This window comes from Achromobacter deleyi, from assembly GCF_902859705.1.
Taxonomy (GTDB): domain Bacteria; phylum Pseudomonadota; class Gammaproteobacteria; order Burkholderiales; family Burkholderiaceae_B; genus Achromobacter; species Achromobacter deleyi.
This window is the reverse complement of the sequence record NZ_CADIJO010000001.1, coordinates 122,195-137,707: the sequence shown is the minus strand read 5'-3', so window position 1 is coordinate 137,707 and position 15,513 is coordinate 122,195. Positions and strand designations below refer to the sequence as shown.

General features: G+C 65.9%; 10 protein-coding genes. 4 read left to right on the top strand and 6 right to left on the bottom strand.

Annotated features, from left to right (window positions below):
* Positions 1–179 precede the first annotated feature (179 nt).
* Together HV798_RS00630 and HV798_RS00625 are read left to right on the top strand one after the other, a co-directional pair.
* Positions 180–374 carry a hypothetical protein gene (locus tag HV798_RS00630; RefSeq protein WP_175190920.1) on the top strand — a complete coding sequence of 65 codons (195 nt, stop codon included), beginning with the start codon at positions 180–182 and terminating at the stop codon, positions 372–374.
* Positions 361–1,620 carry a type II toxin-antitoxin system HipA family toxin gene (locus HV798_RS00625; RefSeq protein ID WP_175190919.1) on the top strand — a complete coding sequence of 420 codons (1,260 nt, stop codon included), beginning with the start codon at positions 361–363 and terminating at the stop codon, positions 1,618–1,620. Before HV798_RS00630 ends, HV798_RS00625 begins: the two co-directional genes overlap by 14 nt.
* Before the next feature lie 30 nt (positions 1,621–1,650).
* On the opposite strand, the gene HV798_RS00620 is transcribed toward HV798_RS00625, so the two are convergent.
* Positions 1,651–2,379 carry an META and DUF4377 domain-containing protein gene (locus HV798_RS00620; RefSeq protein ID WP_217481135.1) on the bottom strand — a complete coding sequence of 243 codons (729 nt, stop codon included), beginning with the start codon at positions 2,377–2,379 and terminating at the stop codon, positions 1,651–1,653.
* Positions 2,380–2,765: 386 nt separating this feature from the next.
* Positions 2,766–8,819, bottom strand: a complete 6,054-nt coding sequence (locus tag HV798_RS00615) for a DUF3320 domain-containing protein (RefSeq protein WP_175190917.1) — start codon at positions 8,817–8,819, stop codon at positions 2,766–2,768.
* A gap of 276 nt (positions 8,820–9,095) precedes the next feature.
* On the opposite strand from HV798_RS00615, the gene HV798_RS00610 reads away from it, so the two are divergent.
* Both HV798_RS00610 and HV798_RS00605 read left to right on the top strand, forming a co-directional pair.
* Entirely contained in the window at positions 9,096–9,866 is a 771-nt protein-coding gene (locus HV798_RS00610; protein ID WP_175190916.1) for an extracellular solute-binding protein, read from the top strand.
* Between the two features lie 134 nt (positions 9,867–10,000).
* Positions 10,001–10,933 carry a hypothetical protein gene (locus HV798_RS00605; protein WP_175190915.1) on the top strand — a complete coding sequence of 311 codons (933 nt, stop codon included), beginning with the start codon at positions 10,001–10,003 and terminating at the stop codon, positions 10,931–10,933.
* A 33-nt stretch (positions 10,934–10,966) separates the two neighbouring features.
* Here HV798_RS00605 and HV798_RS00600 read toward each other — a convergent pair whose 3' ends face one another.
* The 4 genes from HV798_RS00600 to HV798_RS00585 all read right to left on the bottom strand — a co-directional run bounded on the left by HV798_RS00600 (position 10,967) and on the right by HV798_RS00585 (position 15,507).
* Positions 10,967–11,581, bottom strand: a complete 615-nt coding sequence (locus HV798_RS00600; RefSeq protein WP_175190914.1) for a hypothetical protein — start codon at positions 11,579–11,581, stop codon at positions 10,967–10,969.
* Between the two features lie 111 nt (positions 11,582–11,692).
* Entirely contained in the window at positions 11,693–13,006 is a 1,314-nt protein-coding gene (locus HV798_RS00595; RefSeq protein WP_175190913.1) for an MFS transporter, read from the bottom strand.
* Between the two features lie 46 nt (positions 13,007–13,052).
* The gene (argE, locus tag HV798_RS00590; protein WP_175190912.1) at positions 13,053–14,234 is read right to left on the bottom strand and encodes an acetylornithine deacetylase; all 1,182 of its coding nucleotides are present in this window, start codon (positions 14,232–14,234) and stop codon (positions 13,053–13,055) included.
* A 67-nt stretch (positions 14,235–14,301) separates the two neighbouring features.
* A complete protein-coding gene (locus HV798_RS00585; protein ID WP_246288534.1) occupies positions 14,302–15,507 on the bottom strand; it encodes a pyridoxal phosphate-dependent aminotransferase in 1,206 nt (401 codons plus the stop codon).
* Between the last annotated feature and the right edge of the window lie 6 nt (positions 15,508–15,513).

Here is a 15,513-nt window from a genome sequence, read left to right as displayed (position 1 = left end):
TCATAAATAGAGGTTTAATCTCAATAAACCTACTTTTTTGATGGTTCATCGTGCCCACAAAGCTACACGCCTCCGACGCCGTTCCCACCGCTATCGCGAGCCGTCTGACGATGTGGGGCCGCGCCATACGTGCTCAACGGGTCGGCCAACACATCAAGGCCGCCGATCTATGCGCACGTATGAATATCTCCGAAGCGACACTGCGACGAATCGAACGCGGTGACCCCGGGGCAAGCGCCTCGACGTACCTGACCGCCTTGTGGGTATTGGGCATTTTCGAGGCCGCGGCGCCTGCCCTGGATGCCCGCTACTGGCAACCTATCGACCCGCGCGCACGCGCACGCAGTCCGGCGACAGACGATGACTATTTCTGAGAAACCGCTCTACGTCTATCTGCAGCGCCCCGATACGCATGAGTGGGTGACGGTAGGGAAATGGGCAAAAAAGGCTGACGAGACGTTCGGCACATTCGTGTACGCGCCCAGCTATCTTGAGGCCGCGCACCCGTGGGCCATCGACCCCGCCAACCTGCCGCTTATTGCCGACACAACCTATCTCGCGCACCGCTACCAGGGCCTGCACGACGTGCTGCGCGATACTTGTCCCGACGCGTGGGGACGCGCGCTGATCAATCGCAGGGAAGGCCTGCGCCACGACGCTGCAGACGTCGTCTACCTTGAAAAGGCCGGCAACAGCGACCGGTGGGGCGCCCTCGCCGTGGGACGGTCGCGCAAACCCGCCGTGGCGACGCTCAGGGTTCCGCGCCTGGGCCAGCTTGAAATTCTGGTCAGAGAACTGCAAGCCATGGCTATGCACAAGCCCCCGATCGACGCTGCCATGCGCAAAACGCTCACATCGTCGCCAAGTTTGGGAGGCGCAAGGCCCAAAAGCACGGTGTTGGATGACGACGGTATCCATTGGTTGGTCAAACCCCGCCTGAATACCGATATCACTGACGTTCCCTGGGTGGAATATTTCGCCATGCAATGGGGCGCCAAGGCGGGCATGCGCTTCGCCGAAACGGTGCTTCACGCAGACTCCGATGCACCGACAGTCCTGCGCATCAAGCGTTTTGACCGTATGGCGGGGCATCGCAACATGGCGATCAGCGCCGCTTCTTTGCTGGGCACGGAATACCCCAATGGCGACACCGAACGCTGGAGCTACCCTCTGCTTGCCCAAGCCCTGCGCAAAATTGGCGCGCCGCCTGAAGACCTGCAAGAGCTGTTCAATCGAATGGTTTTCAATGGCGTCGTGCGCAACGACGATGACCATCCGCGCAACCATGCCGCAATCTATGATGCCGACGCCCGTTGCTGGCGGCTGTCGCCCGCATTTGATGTGGTGCCCAACATGGCCGACGACGATGCGCGGCCTGCCCCTCTCATGATGCAGCTATCCCTGGGCAGGCGCGATGTCTCGCGTGATTCGATACTGGCAGATGCGGTTCATTTTGGTTTTCGCTCCCGCGAAATGGCGGCCGTCCATCTGGACCAACTGCTGGACCGCATCGAAGCCGCATTTCCGGAAGATATCGCCCAAGCCATGCCCCAAGGCTTGGCTGGGCAATTGCGCGATCAAACCCGGGTGTCGATGCGCGTCTTGCGCAAACACAAGTAGGTCGCGTGCGCGAGGCACGCGACCCGCGCCTTACTTTTTCTTGCCCGACGCGTCCTGCTCAACCACCATGTCCAGCACATACACCTTCGACGGCGCATCGGCGGGCGGGTTCTTCCAGTCGTAGCGCTTGACGCGCAGCACGGTGCGCACACCGTCGCGGTGGTCGTAGCCTTCGACCGACTGGTACAGCGGGTGCCATTCTTCCTGCGGCGGCAATTGCACGCCGGCGTCGTTATAGCGGCGTTCGCGCACCATCAGGCACTGGTAGTTCGGAATCATCGGATGGCTGCATTGGGTGCGCTTGGCGGCCACTTCCAGGAAGATGGTTTCACCGGCGCTGCCGTACAGGGTTTCCGGGGTCGGCTCGCCCACGAACTTGAGCACGCTGCCGTCCTGGGCCACCAGCGTCAGGCTGGGTTCCGAAGTGTCGCCGGCCAGCGTGGCGCGCAGGTCGCCCTTCAAGCGACGGCCGATTTCGGCGTCCAGCTGCATCAGGCTTTGCTCGCACGCCTTCATGGTGGATGCCAGGTTGGCCACGTGCAGCACGCCGTCTTTATAGGTGTAGCCGCCGAACTGACCGTTGCAGCCCCCGCGGATGTTCATGGCATCGGCCGAGAACGACAGGCGCAGCGGCTGTTCGATGCCCTTTTGCAGCGCGGCGATGGGCGTGCCCGATGCGTCGGTCGCGGCCGCCAGGCGCCAGTAGTACGCCGGCAGGCTCAGCGAGGTCGCGGACGAGGTAGCGGCGGTGGTGGGCATATTGGACGATCCTTGGCCAGGGTTGGAAACTGGTGCGCAGGCCTGAAGCAGCGCGGCGCAAGCAGACGCCAGGAGGATTATTTTTTTCATGGGTCGTTCCTTTCAGCCAGATGGCACTGAAGAAAAGCGGGATTCTACGTCCGCAGTATGGACGAAAAAGCCGAACCCAGCCTTGGCGAGTATCAAAATTTTGCAGGAAAACTGAATGGCGGCTGACAGAAACCGGCGGTCAGGTGGCCCCCTCGCCCTGCGCAAATCCCTGATGTGACGAGGGCTGCCAACACATTGGCAGCCCCGGATTCGCAATTACAGTCTGACACGCACACGTCGGATTTCCGTGCGACTGCGTCGCAACGATCCGCCCGATTGTGCAAAGGATTGCGGCGTCAAACCACTCGCAGGATCCCCGCCGCATCGCCGATGCGCCCCTGTGCGGCCAACATCGACACCGCCAGGCCGATGCGGGTTTCCGCATCCGCCAGGGTCCGCGACAGGCCCAGCAGCCGGCACACCGACTTGATCACGTCCGCCTTGGGGGCATTGCCGGTCATGGCCATCACCCGCAACACGCCGTTGGCCAACTCCTGCAGGCACACGTCGTCGATGCGGCGGCGCGAGGCCTCGTCGTCGCCCGCGCCGCGAAAGCCCGTCCAGGCATCCGGCTGCACGCCGGTGGGCCAGTAATAGGTCACCTCGCCTTCGCGGGTTTCGGCGACGTCGGCCGGCGTCAGGGTGCGCAGGCGTTCGACGATGCGCACGCCTGTGCGTTCCAGACCCCAGGCGCGAGCCACTCGCCGATGCAGCACGGTTTCAGGGATAGGGCCTTCGGTATCGATGACCTGGCGCAGCGCCTCGGCCAGCCTGGCATTGTTGGTCCGGGTGTAGAACGCGTCGCCTTCGCCGGGCGGCACATCGGCCACCTGGTAAGGCGTGATATCGCCCATGCGATCGATCAACGGCGCCGCCCCGGTCGACGCGCCGGACAGCGTCGTGGACGTGGCGGCCCCCGACCATCCCGCCACGCCCTCTTCGGTCGTGATCACGAATTCCCCGCCATCGGCAGCCGTGTCGTCTTCCGCCGGCACGTCTTCTTCGGCCGGCTCGTCCTCGCCCCGTTCCAACTCCGCCGCCAGGCGCGCCAGCAGTTTTTCCACTTCGCGCTCGGGGTTGATCCACCAATCCGTGGACCAGACCCGGTGCAAGCGCCAGCCCAGCCCTTCCAGCACCACCTGCCGCAGGCGGTCACGGTCGCGTGCGGTCGCGCCGGAATGGTAGGCGCGGCCATCGCATTCGATACCCAGCAAGTAGCGGCCGGGTGCGCGCGGGTCGACCACGCCCATGTCGATGCGGTAGCCGGAGCAGCCCACCTGCGGATGCACCACCCAGCCGCGTTCGCGCAGCACCTTGATGACCTGCGTCTCGAACGGGCTGTCGGGCTCGCGGCCGGTGGGCAGCGATTGCTCGACCAGCGCGCGCGGCCCCTTCAACGCGAATTCCAGGTAGTGCTTCAAATCGCGCACGCCGGCCGCGCGCACGCGCGACAGGTCGATCTGCTCGGGCAGCAGCGTGCTGTAGATCACCACGCCTTCGCGGGCCCGCGAGATCGCGACGTTCAGGCGGCGATGGCCGCCTTCGCCGTTGAGCGGTCCGAAATTCATCGTCATCTTGCCGGACGCATCGGGGCCGTACGTGATCGAGAAATAGATCACGTCGCGCTCGTCGCCCTGCACGTTCTCCAGGTTCTTGATGAAGAGCGGCTCGCGCGACTGCGCCGAGATGGCCTTGTCCAATTCCGCGTTGGCGCGGCGGCGGGCATCCAGCAGGGTTTCGATCAACGATTGCTGCGGTTGGTTGAACGTGACCACCCCCAGCGTCTGGCGGCGGCGCGCCTTGTCCAGGTAATGCTGCTCGATGCCCCGGACAATGGCTTCGGCCTCGGCCCGGTTGGTGCGGCTGCCGCCGCGATCGTAGACGCCGGACACGCGTTCCAGCCGCACGGCCACGTCATCGGTGACAGGCGACGGAAAGGTGATCAGCTGCGAGTCGTAGTAGGTGACGTTGCTGAAGGTGATCAGGCTTTCGTGCTTGCTGCGATAGTGCCATTGCAGCCGCAGGCGGTTCATATCGGCGCCCAGGCATTCGTCCAGGATGCTTTCCAGGTCTTCCACCTGGCCGTCGTCGACGGCGCCTTCTTCATCGTTGGTGGACTTGCTGAAAAAGCTGGTGGGCGGCAACTGCTTGGTATCGCCCACCACCACCAGTTGCTGGCCGCGGGCAATGGCGCCCACCGAATCCCAGACGGGAATCTGCGAGGCCTCGTCGAACACCACCACATCGAATTGCGAATGGCCGGCATCCAGGTACTGCGCCACCGACAGCGGCGACATGAGCAGGCAGGGTTTCAGCTTGGGCAGCAGCGACGGCAGGCGCTGCATCAATTGGCGCACCGGCACGTGGCGGGTTTTCTTCTGCAACTCGCGACGCAGCAGGCCCAGTTCGCTGTCGGGGCTGACCAGGATGCCATTGCCGGCCGGCACTTTGCCCGCGAGCCGCGCGCCGATATAGGCCGACGTCAGTTGCTGGAAGCGGTCATCGGCCTGGCGGAATTCGCGGATCTTGCGTTCGTGGTCGGCGCTGGAAAAAGACCGCAGCACCGGCGAACGGTCGATGGTCTTCTTGACCCACCAATTGCGATAGCTGAATTCGAAATGGGCTTCGACCTGGGCCAACGGCACGCGCCCCTGTTCCAGCGATGCCACCAGGCCCTGCAATTGCAACGCAATGGCCTGCCCGCGGGCCTGGCGCCACACACACCAGGGCATCAGGGTCTGCCGGTTGTGTCGCCAACCGGCCAGCACGGCCTGAATACGCTCCAGGGCGCCGTTGTCGTCGGCATTGCCTTGCAGCGGTTCGGCTGGCTGGGCTTGCGCCTGAACCGCGGCCAGCTTGTCCTGCAGGTCGCGCCAGGCATTACGGGCGTCCAGTAAGTGCTTGCCCAACGCGGCGCCGGGTTGCAGAAAGGCGCGATTCTCGCCCACCAGGGGTTGCAGCCGCGTTCGCAGGTCGGTCGCTGCCGACGGATCGCCCGCCATCAGCGTGACCGCTTCGGCAAATCGCTCGGCCCATTGCTCATGCCGCGCCACCTGTTCCCAATCCGTGGCCAGGCCGGCGTAGTCGTCCTGCAGCAGGCGCTGCGCGTCGGCCTGCAAGGCGGCCAGCGCCTGGTCTTCGGCATTGACCAGCGCCAACGGCGCCAGCACGGCGTGGATGGCGCTGTCGTCCGGGCGTTGGCCGTCAGTGCGCAGCAAGGCCACGCGCTTGCGGATGCCGCGCTTGGCAAACGCCGACTTGGGCCACCAAGTGGCGCACGCGGCCTGCCATTCGGCCTTCAGCGCCTTGGCGTCCACGTCTGCCAATGACGCATGCCATGTCGTGCCCACCTGCGCCCAGTGCGCATTGCGCGCCAATCCATGGCGAGCCAAGGCCTGCACCCGCTGCCGCGCGGCGGGGTCATGCGCCTGGGCCGCCAGGCCTGCCGGCACCTGCGGCGCGGCCAGCAGTACGTCGATCAAGCCGTCCAGCCGGGCATAGGCGTCCAGGCTCAGACCTGCGGCCGGCAGGCCCAGGCCATCGCCCGCGGCGCCGATGCAGGACTTGAAGGCGTCCACCGCCTCGTCCAGCGCCTGGGCCGACGCCAGCAGCGCGTCTTGCCAGCTGGGGCTCCAGTCGGCCATGCCGATGTGGGCCAGCGGGTGGCCATGCAACGCGCCCAGCTCACCGGACAAGGTCGCCATGCGCCGCGCGGCCTCGCGCAGCTGCGCCAGGTCGTCGTAGCCATGAGCCTGGGCGTCGGGCCAATACATGGGCGACGGCTCCTGCCCGGCATGCTGGATGCTGGTGCCGATGGCGTCATACACCGTCAAGCCGTTGGGATGCAGGAAATGCAGCGCATCCACCAGGCCGTTCAGATCCTGGCGCAGCACCGCCAGGCGCTCGGCCTCGCGCTGCCAATCTTCGCTGGTGCGCTGGCCGCCCAGCTCAAGCGCCTTGCCCAGCTGCTGCAACACTTCGGATTTACGCGCCTTGGACGAATGCAGTTCCAGGCAGAACGGCCCCAGGCCGATGCTGGCCAGGCGGCGGTGCACCACTTCCAGCGCCGCCATCTTTTCCGAGACGAACAGCACGGTCTTGCCGCTGGCGAGCAGGTGCGCAATCAGGTTGGTGATGGTCTGGCTCTTGCCGGTGCCCGGCGGGCCTTCCAGCACCAGGTCGCGGCCGGCATCGACCGCGCAGATCGCTTTCAGCTGCGACGAATCCGACAGCAGCGGCGTCATCAGGTCCTGCGGGCGGTAGCTTTCGTCCAGCCGGTCGAAGCGCGCGTCCCAGGGCGTCTGGGCAAAGGCCTGGCCGGGATGGTCGATCAGGTGCTGCACCACCCGGTTGGCCTTGAGTTGCGCGCTGCGGTCCTGCAGATCCTTCCACATCAGGTACTTGGTGAACGAGAAGATGCCCAGGTGCACCTGCTCCAGCACCTCCCACCCGGCAATCTCGCGCACCGCCAGGCGAAACGCCTGCAACACGCGGGCCACGTCCACGCCCTTGTCGTCGGCCGGCAACGCATCCAGGCCGGGAATGCGCAATTCGTAGTTGTTGCGCAGCATCTGCAGCAACGTGGGGTTGATGATCGTCTCGTCATCGTGGCGCACCAGCCGGAAGCCGCTGCGCACGGATTGACGCTGCAGCGACACCGGCACCAGGATCAGCGGCGCCAGGTGCGCGCTTTCCGCAGCCGGGTCTTCGGTCCAGCGCAGCATGCCCATGGCCAGGTACAGCGTATTGGCGCCGCCCTCTTCCAGGCCCGTGCGCGCCGCGCCGAAAATGGTCAGCAGGTTGGCGTCCAGCGCCTCTTGCGGCACCCGCGCGATCAATTCCTGGTTGCCCAGCGCTTCCAGCGCCATGTCGTCCAGCGGCGCACGGCCGCCGCGATCCACGTGCACCTGCGCCACGCGCGGGTCGCTGCCTTCCATCAGCGCCGTCGGCAGCGGCCGGATGCGGAACTCGCTGCCGTCGGCAATCGCGTCTTCCAGGCGCGCCAGGTCCGGCGCCACCAGCGGCAGCGTGGACTTGGTGTTCTTGAAATTCAAGAGCCGGTTGCGCAACGTCAGGTCCAGCAGGCGCGACTTCCACTTGGCCAGGCGCCCTTCGGGCGTGTCGTCGGCCGGCTCGAGATTGATGACGAATTCGGGGTCCAGCGGCGGCAGGTCGGGCGTGGGTTCGATGGCGGCGGGCGGCTCGGCGGCCTCGGCCTCGCCCGGCACGGCGCCAACGCCCCGCGACGGCAGCGGCTTGATCTGCAGTTCGCGCGCACGGTGCACGTCGATGGCGTAGCGGAAGGTGTCCTCTTCGCGCAGGTGCGCCGCGCCCTGTTCCAACGCCCGCCGCAGCGACGGCCGGAAATTCGGGTGCTGGGCGATACCGGTCGTCTCGAAGACCAGGAATTCACCGCTGTCCACGCGCTTGCGCACCGCCTGCACATCGTCGGTCAAGGGATCCGCGAAGCAGGCCGGGTGCAGCCATACGCCGACCCAGGCGTGCCCTTCCTTCATCAGGATCACCGGACGCAGGCCCGCCTGCTCCAGGCATGAAGAGAACAGCATCGCCAGGTCCAGGCAGGTCGCCACGCGAGCTTCCAGGATGCGGTCCGGGGTGCGGATCTTCTGGCCGTCCACGCCGAACGATGCCGGCGGCTCGGCGTAATGCAGGCTTTCGGCGGCCAGCGTGCTGTAGATGGCCGACACCTGCTTCCAGACCACGTCGCGGCTCTTGGACTGATAGCCGTTCAGGGTCAGCTCGGCGTGCTGGCTGCGCAGCAGCCGCGCGGCCTTGCCGATCAGCACGTCCACGGCGGGATTGTTCGGCATCGAGAACGCGGCCAGCAATTCCGGCAGGGCGCGCATGCCGGCCCATTGGTCATAGGCCAGCACGGCAACGGGCTGCGAGGCGCGGCCCAACTCCTGCGTGCGGGTCGATTGCAAGCCGCTTTCCTGCCCACCGGTCTGCACCACCACGTCGATGCTGGCGCGCTGCGATTCCTGCAGATCGGCCAGGTAGGCATGGTCCGGCGTCAGGTCGAGCGGCGAGATACGACGGATTTCGCCGGGCACCAGCACGTCAAAACGCAGCCGCACGGGCTGCGCAAAGGCCGGATTGCAGCGGACATGCACCTCAAGATTCTCGAAGGTGTCCTGCGAACGGTTGGTCAAACGCAAGGACCGCACGATCGGCACGGCGTTCTGGATCGAGGCATAGCCCAGGGTAGGGTCAGCCTCGATATCGACGGCGATCGCGTCGCGGGCAAGCGGTTCCGGACCAGGCTGCGACACGGCATGCGCCGCGCCTTCCTGGACGGCCGGGGGTTCCAGGTCTTGTCGCTTATCCATCGCTATCTCTTGGTTTGGTTCAGCCCCGGAAATATAGACCGAAATACCAGGCTGGCCGGGCTTGTGTCCGATTTTTTTAGGGGCAGAACCCAGGCTTTTGCAAGAGATCATGTCGCACTTGGAATCACTCCGGGAAAGCGGCTCGCATCACGCATGGAATATTCGGGCGTGCCGCAACGTCCATACCCATGCAGCGCCAATCGCCCTGTGCCTTCCTCAACCCGCCGGCCGCGCGCAGTCCGGGCGCATGCCGGTATCCGCCGGAGCTTTCCCGATATGAAGTCGAACACGCTGCTGGCCGGCGCCGTCATGGCGCTGGCATCCCTGGCCGCCCACCCCGCCTGGGCCGCGCAAGACCTGAATGTCTATGGCCCCGGCGGCCCCGCCCCCGCCATGAAAGAAGCCGCCCAGGCCTTCGGCAAACAGCATGGCATCCAGGTCAACGTCACTGCGGGCCCCACCCCGGCCTGGGCCGAACAGGCCAGGCAGAACGCCGACGTGCTGTTCAGCGGCGCCGAGAACATGATGAGCGGCTTCGCCACCGCCCTGCCCGGCGTGTTCGACCTGCGCGACGCACGCACGCTGTACCTGCGGCCGTCGGCGATCCTGGTGCGTCCGGGCAACCCCAAGGGCATCCAGGGCTTCAAAGACCTGCTCAAGCCCGGCATCAAGGTCATGGCGGTTTCCGGCGCGGGCCAGACCGGCCTGTGGGAAGACGTGGCCGGCCGCCTGGGCGACATCGATACCGTGCGCGCCTTTCGCGCCAACCTGGTCCTGCCCGAGGCCGGCAACAGCGCCCAGGCCCGCAGCCAATGGACCGACGACAAAAGCATCGACGCCTGGCTGATCTGGAACATCTGGCAGGTCTCGAACCCCACGTTGGCCGACGTGGTGCCGGTAGAAGAACCCTATCGCATCTACCGCGATGCCGGCGCCGTCGTCACCCGCCACGGCAAGGCCAATCCGCAGGCCCAGGCCTTCGTGGACTATCTGGCATCGGCCGATGGCCGCGCCATCTTCAAGAAGTGGGGCTGGAAAACGGACTGACCATGCGTGGGCACGAGGCGGCCATCGCAAGCATCGGCGCGGTTTTCCTGACAGTTTGCTGAGCGAATCTGCCGCTGGCCAGCCGCCGCCGTTCAGCGATAATCAGGCAACTCAACCACCGCCTGGTTTCATCGATGCGCCCGCGTTCCGCCTTGCTGCTCTGCCCGTTGATCTACGCCCTGCACGCGCCCATGGCGCTGGCGGACACCCGGGTGCAATCCCTGGACCAGGTGCCCGGCGCCATCAAGACCCAGGACGCACGCAAACTGTACGACGCCCAGATGAGCGGCGCGCCCCAGCCCGACGGCCTGGGCGCGCAACTGCCGGCGGGGTTCACCGAAGCGTTCCTGTTGCAGCAGCTGGCGCCCGGCCAGAATCCCAAGCGGCTGCTGGTGGCCGGCGCCAAGGCCTGGCCGCAACGCGCAGGTTCGTTCGTCGCCCTGGTCTGCCTGGCCGCTACGGCCGAACGCGCCGACCGGCTCAAGAAATTCGGCGGCGGCGGTTGCGACAATCTGTCTCGCGATGAAGACAAGAACGAGGTCTGGCTCGGCGTGTTCGAATCGGTCGCGGGCGGCGCGCCCAAGCTGATCGCGCGCACCGACGGCCCCGTCACCACGCAGACCGATTGGCGCGACACCGACATCGACCTGCCCATGGATCTGGATATGGCCGACGCCGGCACCCCGCGACTGTCGCCGCCGCAAAGCTGGAAACGTTTTGATCTGGCGCCCTACAGGATCGCCGCGGACACCGTGGCCTTCGGCCTGCGCGCCGGCTGGAACGAAGGCTATTCCGGCGGCGGCGCCGACTTCGAAGCTCTGTACCTGTTCCGCATCGACGGCACGACCCTGCGTGCCGTCTTCGCCCAACCCATGTCGTTCAGCAAGTCCATCGCAGGCGACTGGAACCCCGACGGCACCCGCGAACACGACGTGTCCGACGCCAGCAACTCACTGGTGATGCTGCCCGGCAAGACCAACGGCTATTTCGACATCCAGCTGCGCCAGCAAGGCGGCAAATGGAAGCGGACGTTCAAGTGGTCGACCGAAAAAGCGGCGTACGAGTGATTGGCGCGAATCATTCCTGAGCCAAGTTCGAGGTCACGCCGCATCCACATAATTGGGCTTACCCCCCAGGAACTGCAGCAATTCCTCGGGCTTGTCCACCGAGGCCAGCGGAATGAAATACACCTCGTCGGCCACGTCCTGGCGCTGCACGGGAATAATCTGCAGATAATCCGGCGTCAGCGCGATCAGTTCGATCTTGTCGTTTTCATAATCGGATTCGAAGCGGCTGCCATTCTGTTCCAGCACGAAACGGTCGGCATAGAACCGCGCCGTGCCCCGCAGCTTATCGGCGCCTTTGAAGATGGTCTTGCGGATCATGCGCTTGAGCACCCACTTGGGCGTGGGTTGCCCATTGCCCATGCCCTTGATGATGCGGCGCGTCTTGGCCGCTGCGATGAAGCTCAGCGCCATCAGCAGCATCACGCTGGCGAATACCGCGGTGTGGGCGCCGACCTTGCCGGTCGTCAGCTTTTCGATGGCGACGATCACGATGGATGCCAGGAAGGAGCCGTGGCGCACCCAGGTCCAGGTGCGCGTGGCGTCCTTGATGACGTCCACGGCGCGCTGGCGCTGGGCCAATAAATGGGATTCCAGCGTCTCCAGCGGCAGGTCGTATTCGGCTTGGCTGATGGGTACGGCGTCGGTCATACGGAAGAACCTTTCTTGGCGCGGGAAAAAAGAAGGATTATGCCTTCTTGATCCCGCATTGCGCCTGGCCACCATCAACGCAAGCCAGATGTGACCGCCGCCCGCGACCCGCTATCGCTGGCTGAACAGCCCCCGCGCCATCGACAGCGACACCAGCGCCATCACCGCCACGGCCAGCAGGTAGTAGCTGGGCGACAGGCGCGACCCCGTGCTGTCGATCAGCCAGGTCAGGATGAACGGCGCAAAGCCGCCGAATATCGTGACCGCGATGTTGTAGCCCAGCGAAAGCCCCGTCGTGCGGACCTGCACCGGGAAAATCGCGGACATCAGGGCGGGCATGGGCGCAAAGTACGCCGTGGCCAGCAGGCCCAGCACCACCTGCACGCCCATCAGCACCGGCACCGTCGGATGCGACACCAGCACGTAGAACAGGGGATAGCACAGCACGGCAGTCAGTGCGGCGGTCGCCGTCATGATGCGGGCAGGCCCGATGCGGTCGGCCCAGGCGCCGACAAAGGGTGACCCCACGGTCATGATCACGCCGGTCACCAGCGTCGCCAGAAAGCCGATGGTGGCCGGCAGGCCCAGTTGGCGGATCGAGTAGGTCGGCATGTACAGGGCCAGGTAGTTGCCCACCGAGCCCAGCGCCACGAAGCCCACCGTGACGGCCAGGCGCAGCTTCTGGCCGGCGAACATGTCGCCCAGCGGCGATTCCGAGGCCTCGGCCGCGCTGAATTCGGGGGTTTCGTCCATGTGCCGCCGGATGTAATACCCCACCGGCGCGATCAAGAGGCCGAAGATGAACGGCACGCGCCAGCCCCAGCTTTCCAGCTGCTCCTGCGTCAGGCCGGCGTGCAGCGCTGCCCCGAACAAGGCGGCCAGCAGGATGGCCGCGCCTTGGCTGGCGACCTGCCAGCTGGCGTAGTAGGCGCGCCGGTCCGGCGCATATTCAATGAGGAACGCCGTGGCGCTGCCGAATTCGCCGCCCGCGGAAAAGCCCTGAATCAGCCGTGCAACCAGGATAATCACCGAGGCCGCCACGCCGATCTGTGCGTGGGTCGGCACCAGCACGATCAAGAGCGTGCCGATCATCATCAGGAAGATCGACGCGGTCAACGCCGCCTTGCGCCCTGCGCGGTCGGCATAGGTGCCCAGCACGATGGCCCCCAGCGGCCGCATCAGGAACGACACGCCGAAGGTCGCCAGCGCCATCAGCAGCGACGAGCTTTCGCTGGCCGACGGAAAATACAGCTTGGCGATGACCAGCGCGAACGTGCCGTACGCGATCATGTCGAACCATTCCAGCGCATTGCCGATGGACGCGGCGATCACCGCGCGTCGCGCCTGCTTGCGGCGATGGGAATCCGTGGTGGGTAACGGAACTGCACTGGCCGCGCCCAGCGGCGCGCTTTGCGAAATACTCATTGCTCTTTCCCTTTGATTTATCAAGTTGACGATGCCTTGGCCTTGTTCAATCGGCCATTTGCAGGTGATCCGCAAGCTTTTCCATGAAACGCTCGCAGGCGCGGATCTGATCCAGTTCCACGTATTCGTCGGCGCGGTGCGCCTGTTGCAGGTTGCCCGGGCCACACACCACGGCGGTCATGCCGGCCCGCTGGAACAGGCCGGCTTCGGTGCAATAGGCCACCTTTTCCGTCGTCCGCGAACCGGACAGCGCCTGCACCAGCCTGGCGATTTCTGCCTGGGCCTCGGTATCGAAACCAGGCACTTCGGCCAGGACATCCAGTTCGATGTCCGCCGCCGGGCTTTCGGCCTTGATGCGTTCGCGCAATTCGCCGGTGATGTAACGGCGCAGCCCGCCGATGACGTCAGAGGCCAGCACGCCCGGGATGGTGCGAAATTCGAATTCGAACTGGCAGCGGTCCGGAATGGTGTTGACCGACAGGCCGCCGCGGATCAAGCCGGTGTTGGCGGTGGTGAACGGCACCTCGAAATCGCGGTCGAACGGACCGTTCTGGCGATGGCCGTCCGCCATGTCGCGGATGTGGCAGATGGCCCGGGCCGCGTATTCGATGGCGTTCACGCCATGCGGCGTCAAGGACGAATGCGCGGCATGGCCGTGCACGGTGCAGCGGTACAGGTTGCTGCTCTTGTGCGCCGAGATCACCCGCATGTCGGTGGGTTCGCCCACGATGCAGCTGTCCGGCCGGATGCCGATGCGGGCCAGCTCGCGCAGCATGGCGTCGGCGCCCAGGCAGCCCACTTCTTCGTCGTAGCTGAAGGCCAGGTGCAGCGGCACCCGCAGGCGCCGCGAGGCGAAGGCGGGCAGCATGGCCAGCGCCACGCCGATGAAGCCCTTCATGTCGCACACGCCGCGGCCATACAGCCGACCGTCGCGCACCTCGGGGACGAACGGGTCGCTGCTCCAGTCCTGCCCGTCAACGGGCACCACGTCCGTATGCCCCGACAGCACGATGCCGCCTTGCGTGGCGCCATCGTGGGCCGGCAGCGTGACGAAAAGATTGGCCTTGGTCTGCTCCGCGTTGTGGAACAGGCGGGGGCTGTGCCCCGCCGTCGCCAGGTGGTCGCGGACGGCTTCGACCAGTCCCAGGTTGGATAGCCGGCTGGTGGTGTCGAACCGCACCAGGCGGTCGATCCAGGGGAGTGAATGGGGAAGATCAGGACGCGTCATGGGTCAACTTCCGGAATGAAAAGCCGGCACGATACGCCGGCGGGCGGGCCTGCCGGTCAAGAGAGGCTCAATCGGCCTGGCCGCGGTGCTGCGCCAGGTAGCGCGACAGCCGCGCCACGCCTTCGTCCAGGCGCGCGTGCTCGCTGGCATAGCACCACCGCAGATAGCCCTCGCCTTCCGGCCCGAAAGCCACGCCGGGCGCCAACCCCAGGCCGCCGCGTACCACCAGGTCTTTGCAGAAGGCCAGGCTGTCCGTCACGCCATCGACCCGGAAGAACGTGTACATGGCGCCGGGCGCGCTGCCCGCCAGCGTGATGCCGGGCACGGCTTGCAGGCGCGAGGCCAGGTGGTCGCGCGCGGTGCGCAGGCGCGCCACGGTCCGCGCGATGACCGGTTCGCCCTGCTCCAGCGCGCACTGCGCGGCGGTCTGCACGAAGCCGGGGGTGCAGGTGTTGCTGTATTCGATCAGCTTGCCGATCTCGGGCAAGAGCGCGCGCGGCACCGTCAGCCAGCCGATGCGCCATCCCGTCATCAGCCAGGCCTTGGAAAAGGAATTGCAGCTGACCACCCGGTCATCGGGTTCGGCGATGTCCAGGAACGTGGGCGCCGCCGCGCCGTCGTAGTAATAACGTTCGTAGACGTCGTCGGCGATGATCCAGATGCCGTGCTTGCGGCAGTGCGCCAATACCGTGCGCTGCTCGTCGGCGGATAGCACCCAGCCGGTGGGATTGTTCGGCGAATTCACCAGCAGTGCGCGCACGTCCGGGGTCAGGGCGCGCAGCAGCGCGTCCAGGTCCAGGCGCCAGCCGGATTCGGCAAATTCCAGCGCCACCGTGGTGACGCGGGCGCCCAGCACCTTCGGCATTTCCACCAGGTTGGGCCACAGCGGCGTCACCGCCACGACGTGGTCGCCATGGCCCACCAGCGCCTGCACCGCCGTCATCAGCGCCGACGTGCCCGAGCTGGTCACCGCGATGTTGTCGACGTCGCGGCGGCCGTGCAGGCGGCTGACGTAGGCCGCCAGACTTTCGCGCAAGGCCGGCGTGCCCAGGGTCTGCACATAGAAGGTCTGGCCGGAGGCGATGTGCGCGATGGCGGCATCGCGAAAGGCCTGCGGCGTCTGCTCGTCCGGTTCGCCGAACCAGAAAGGTAGTACGTCGGGCTTGCCCAGCCCGGCGTTGGCGACCTCGCGGATCTGCGAAGACCGCAGGCTGCGCACGGCGGTGCGGGCGCCCAGGAAGTTATCGGGGGAAAGCGTATCTATGTTCATCATGGAATC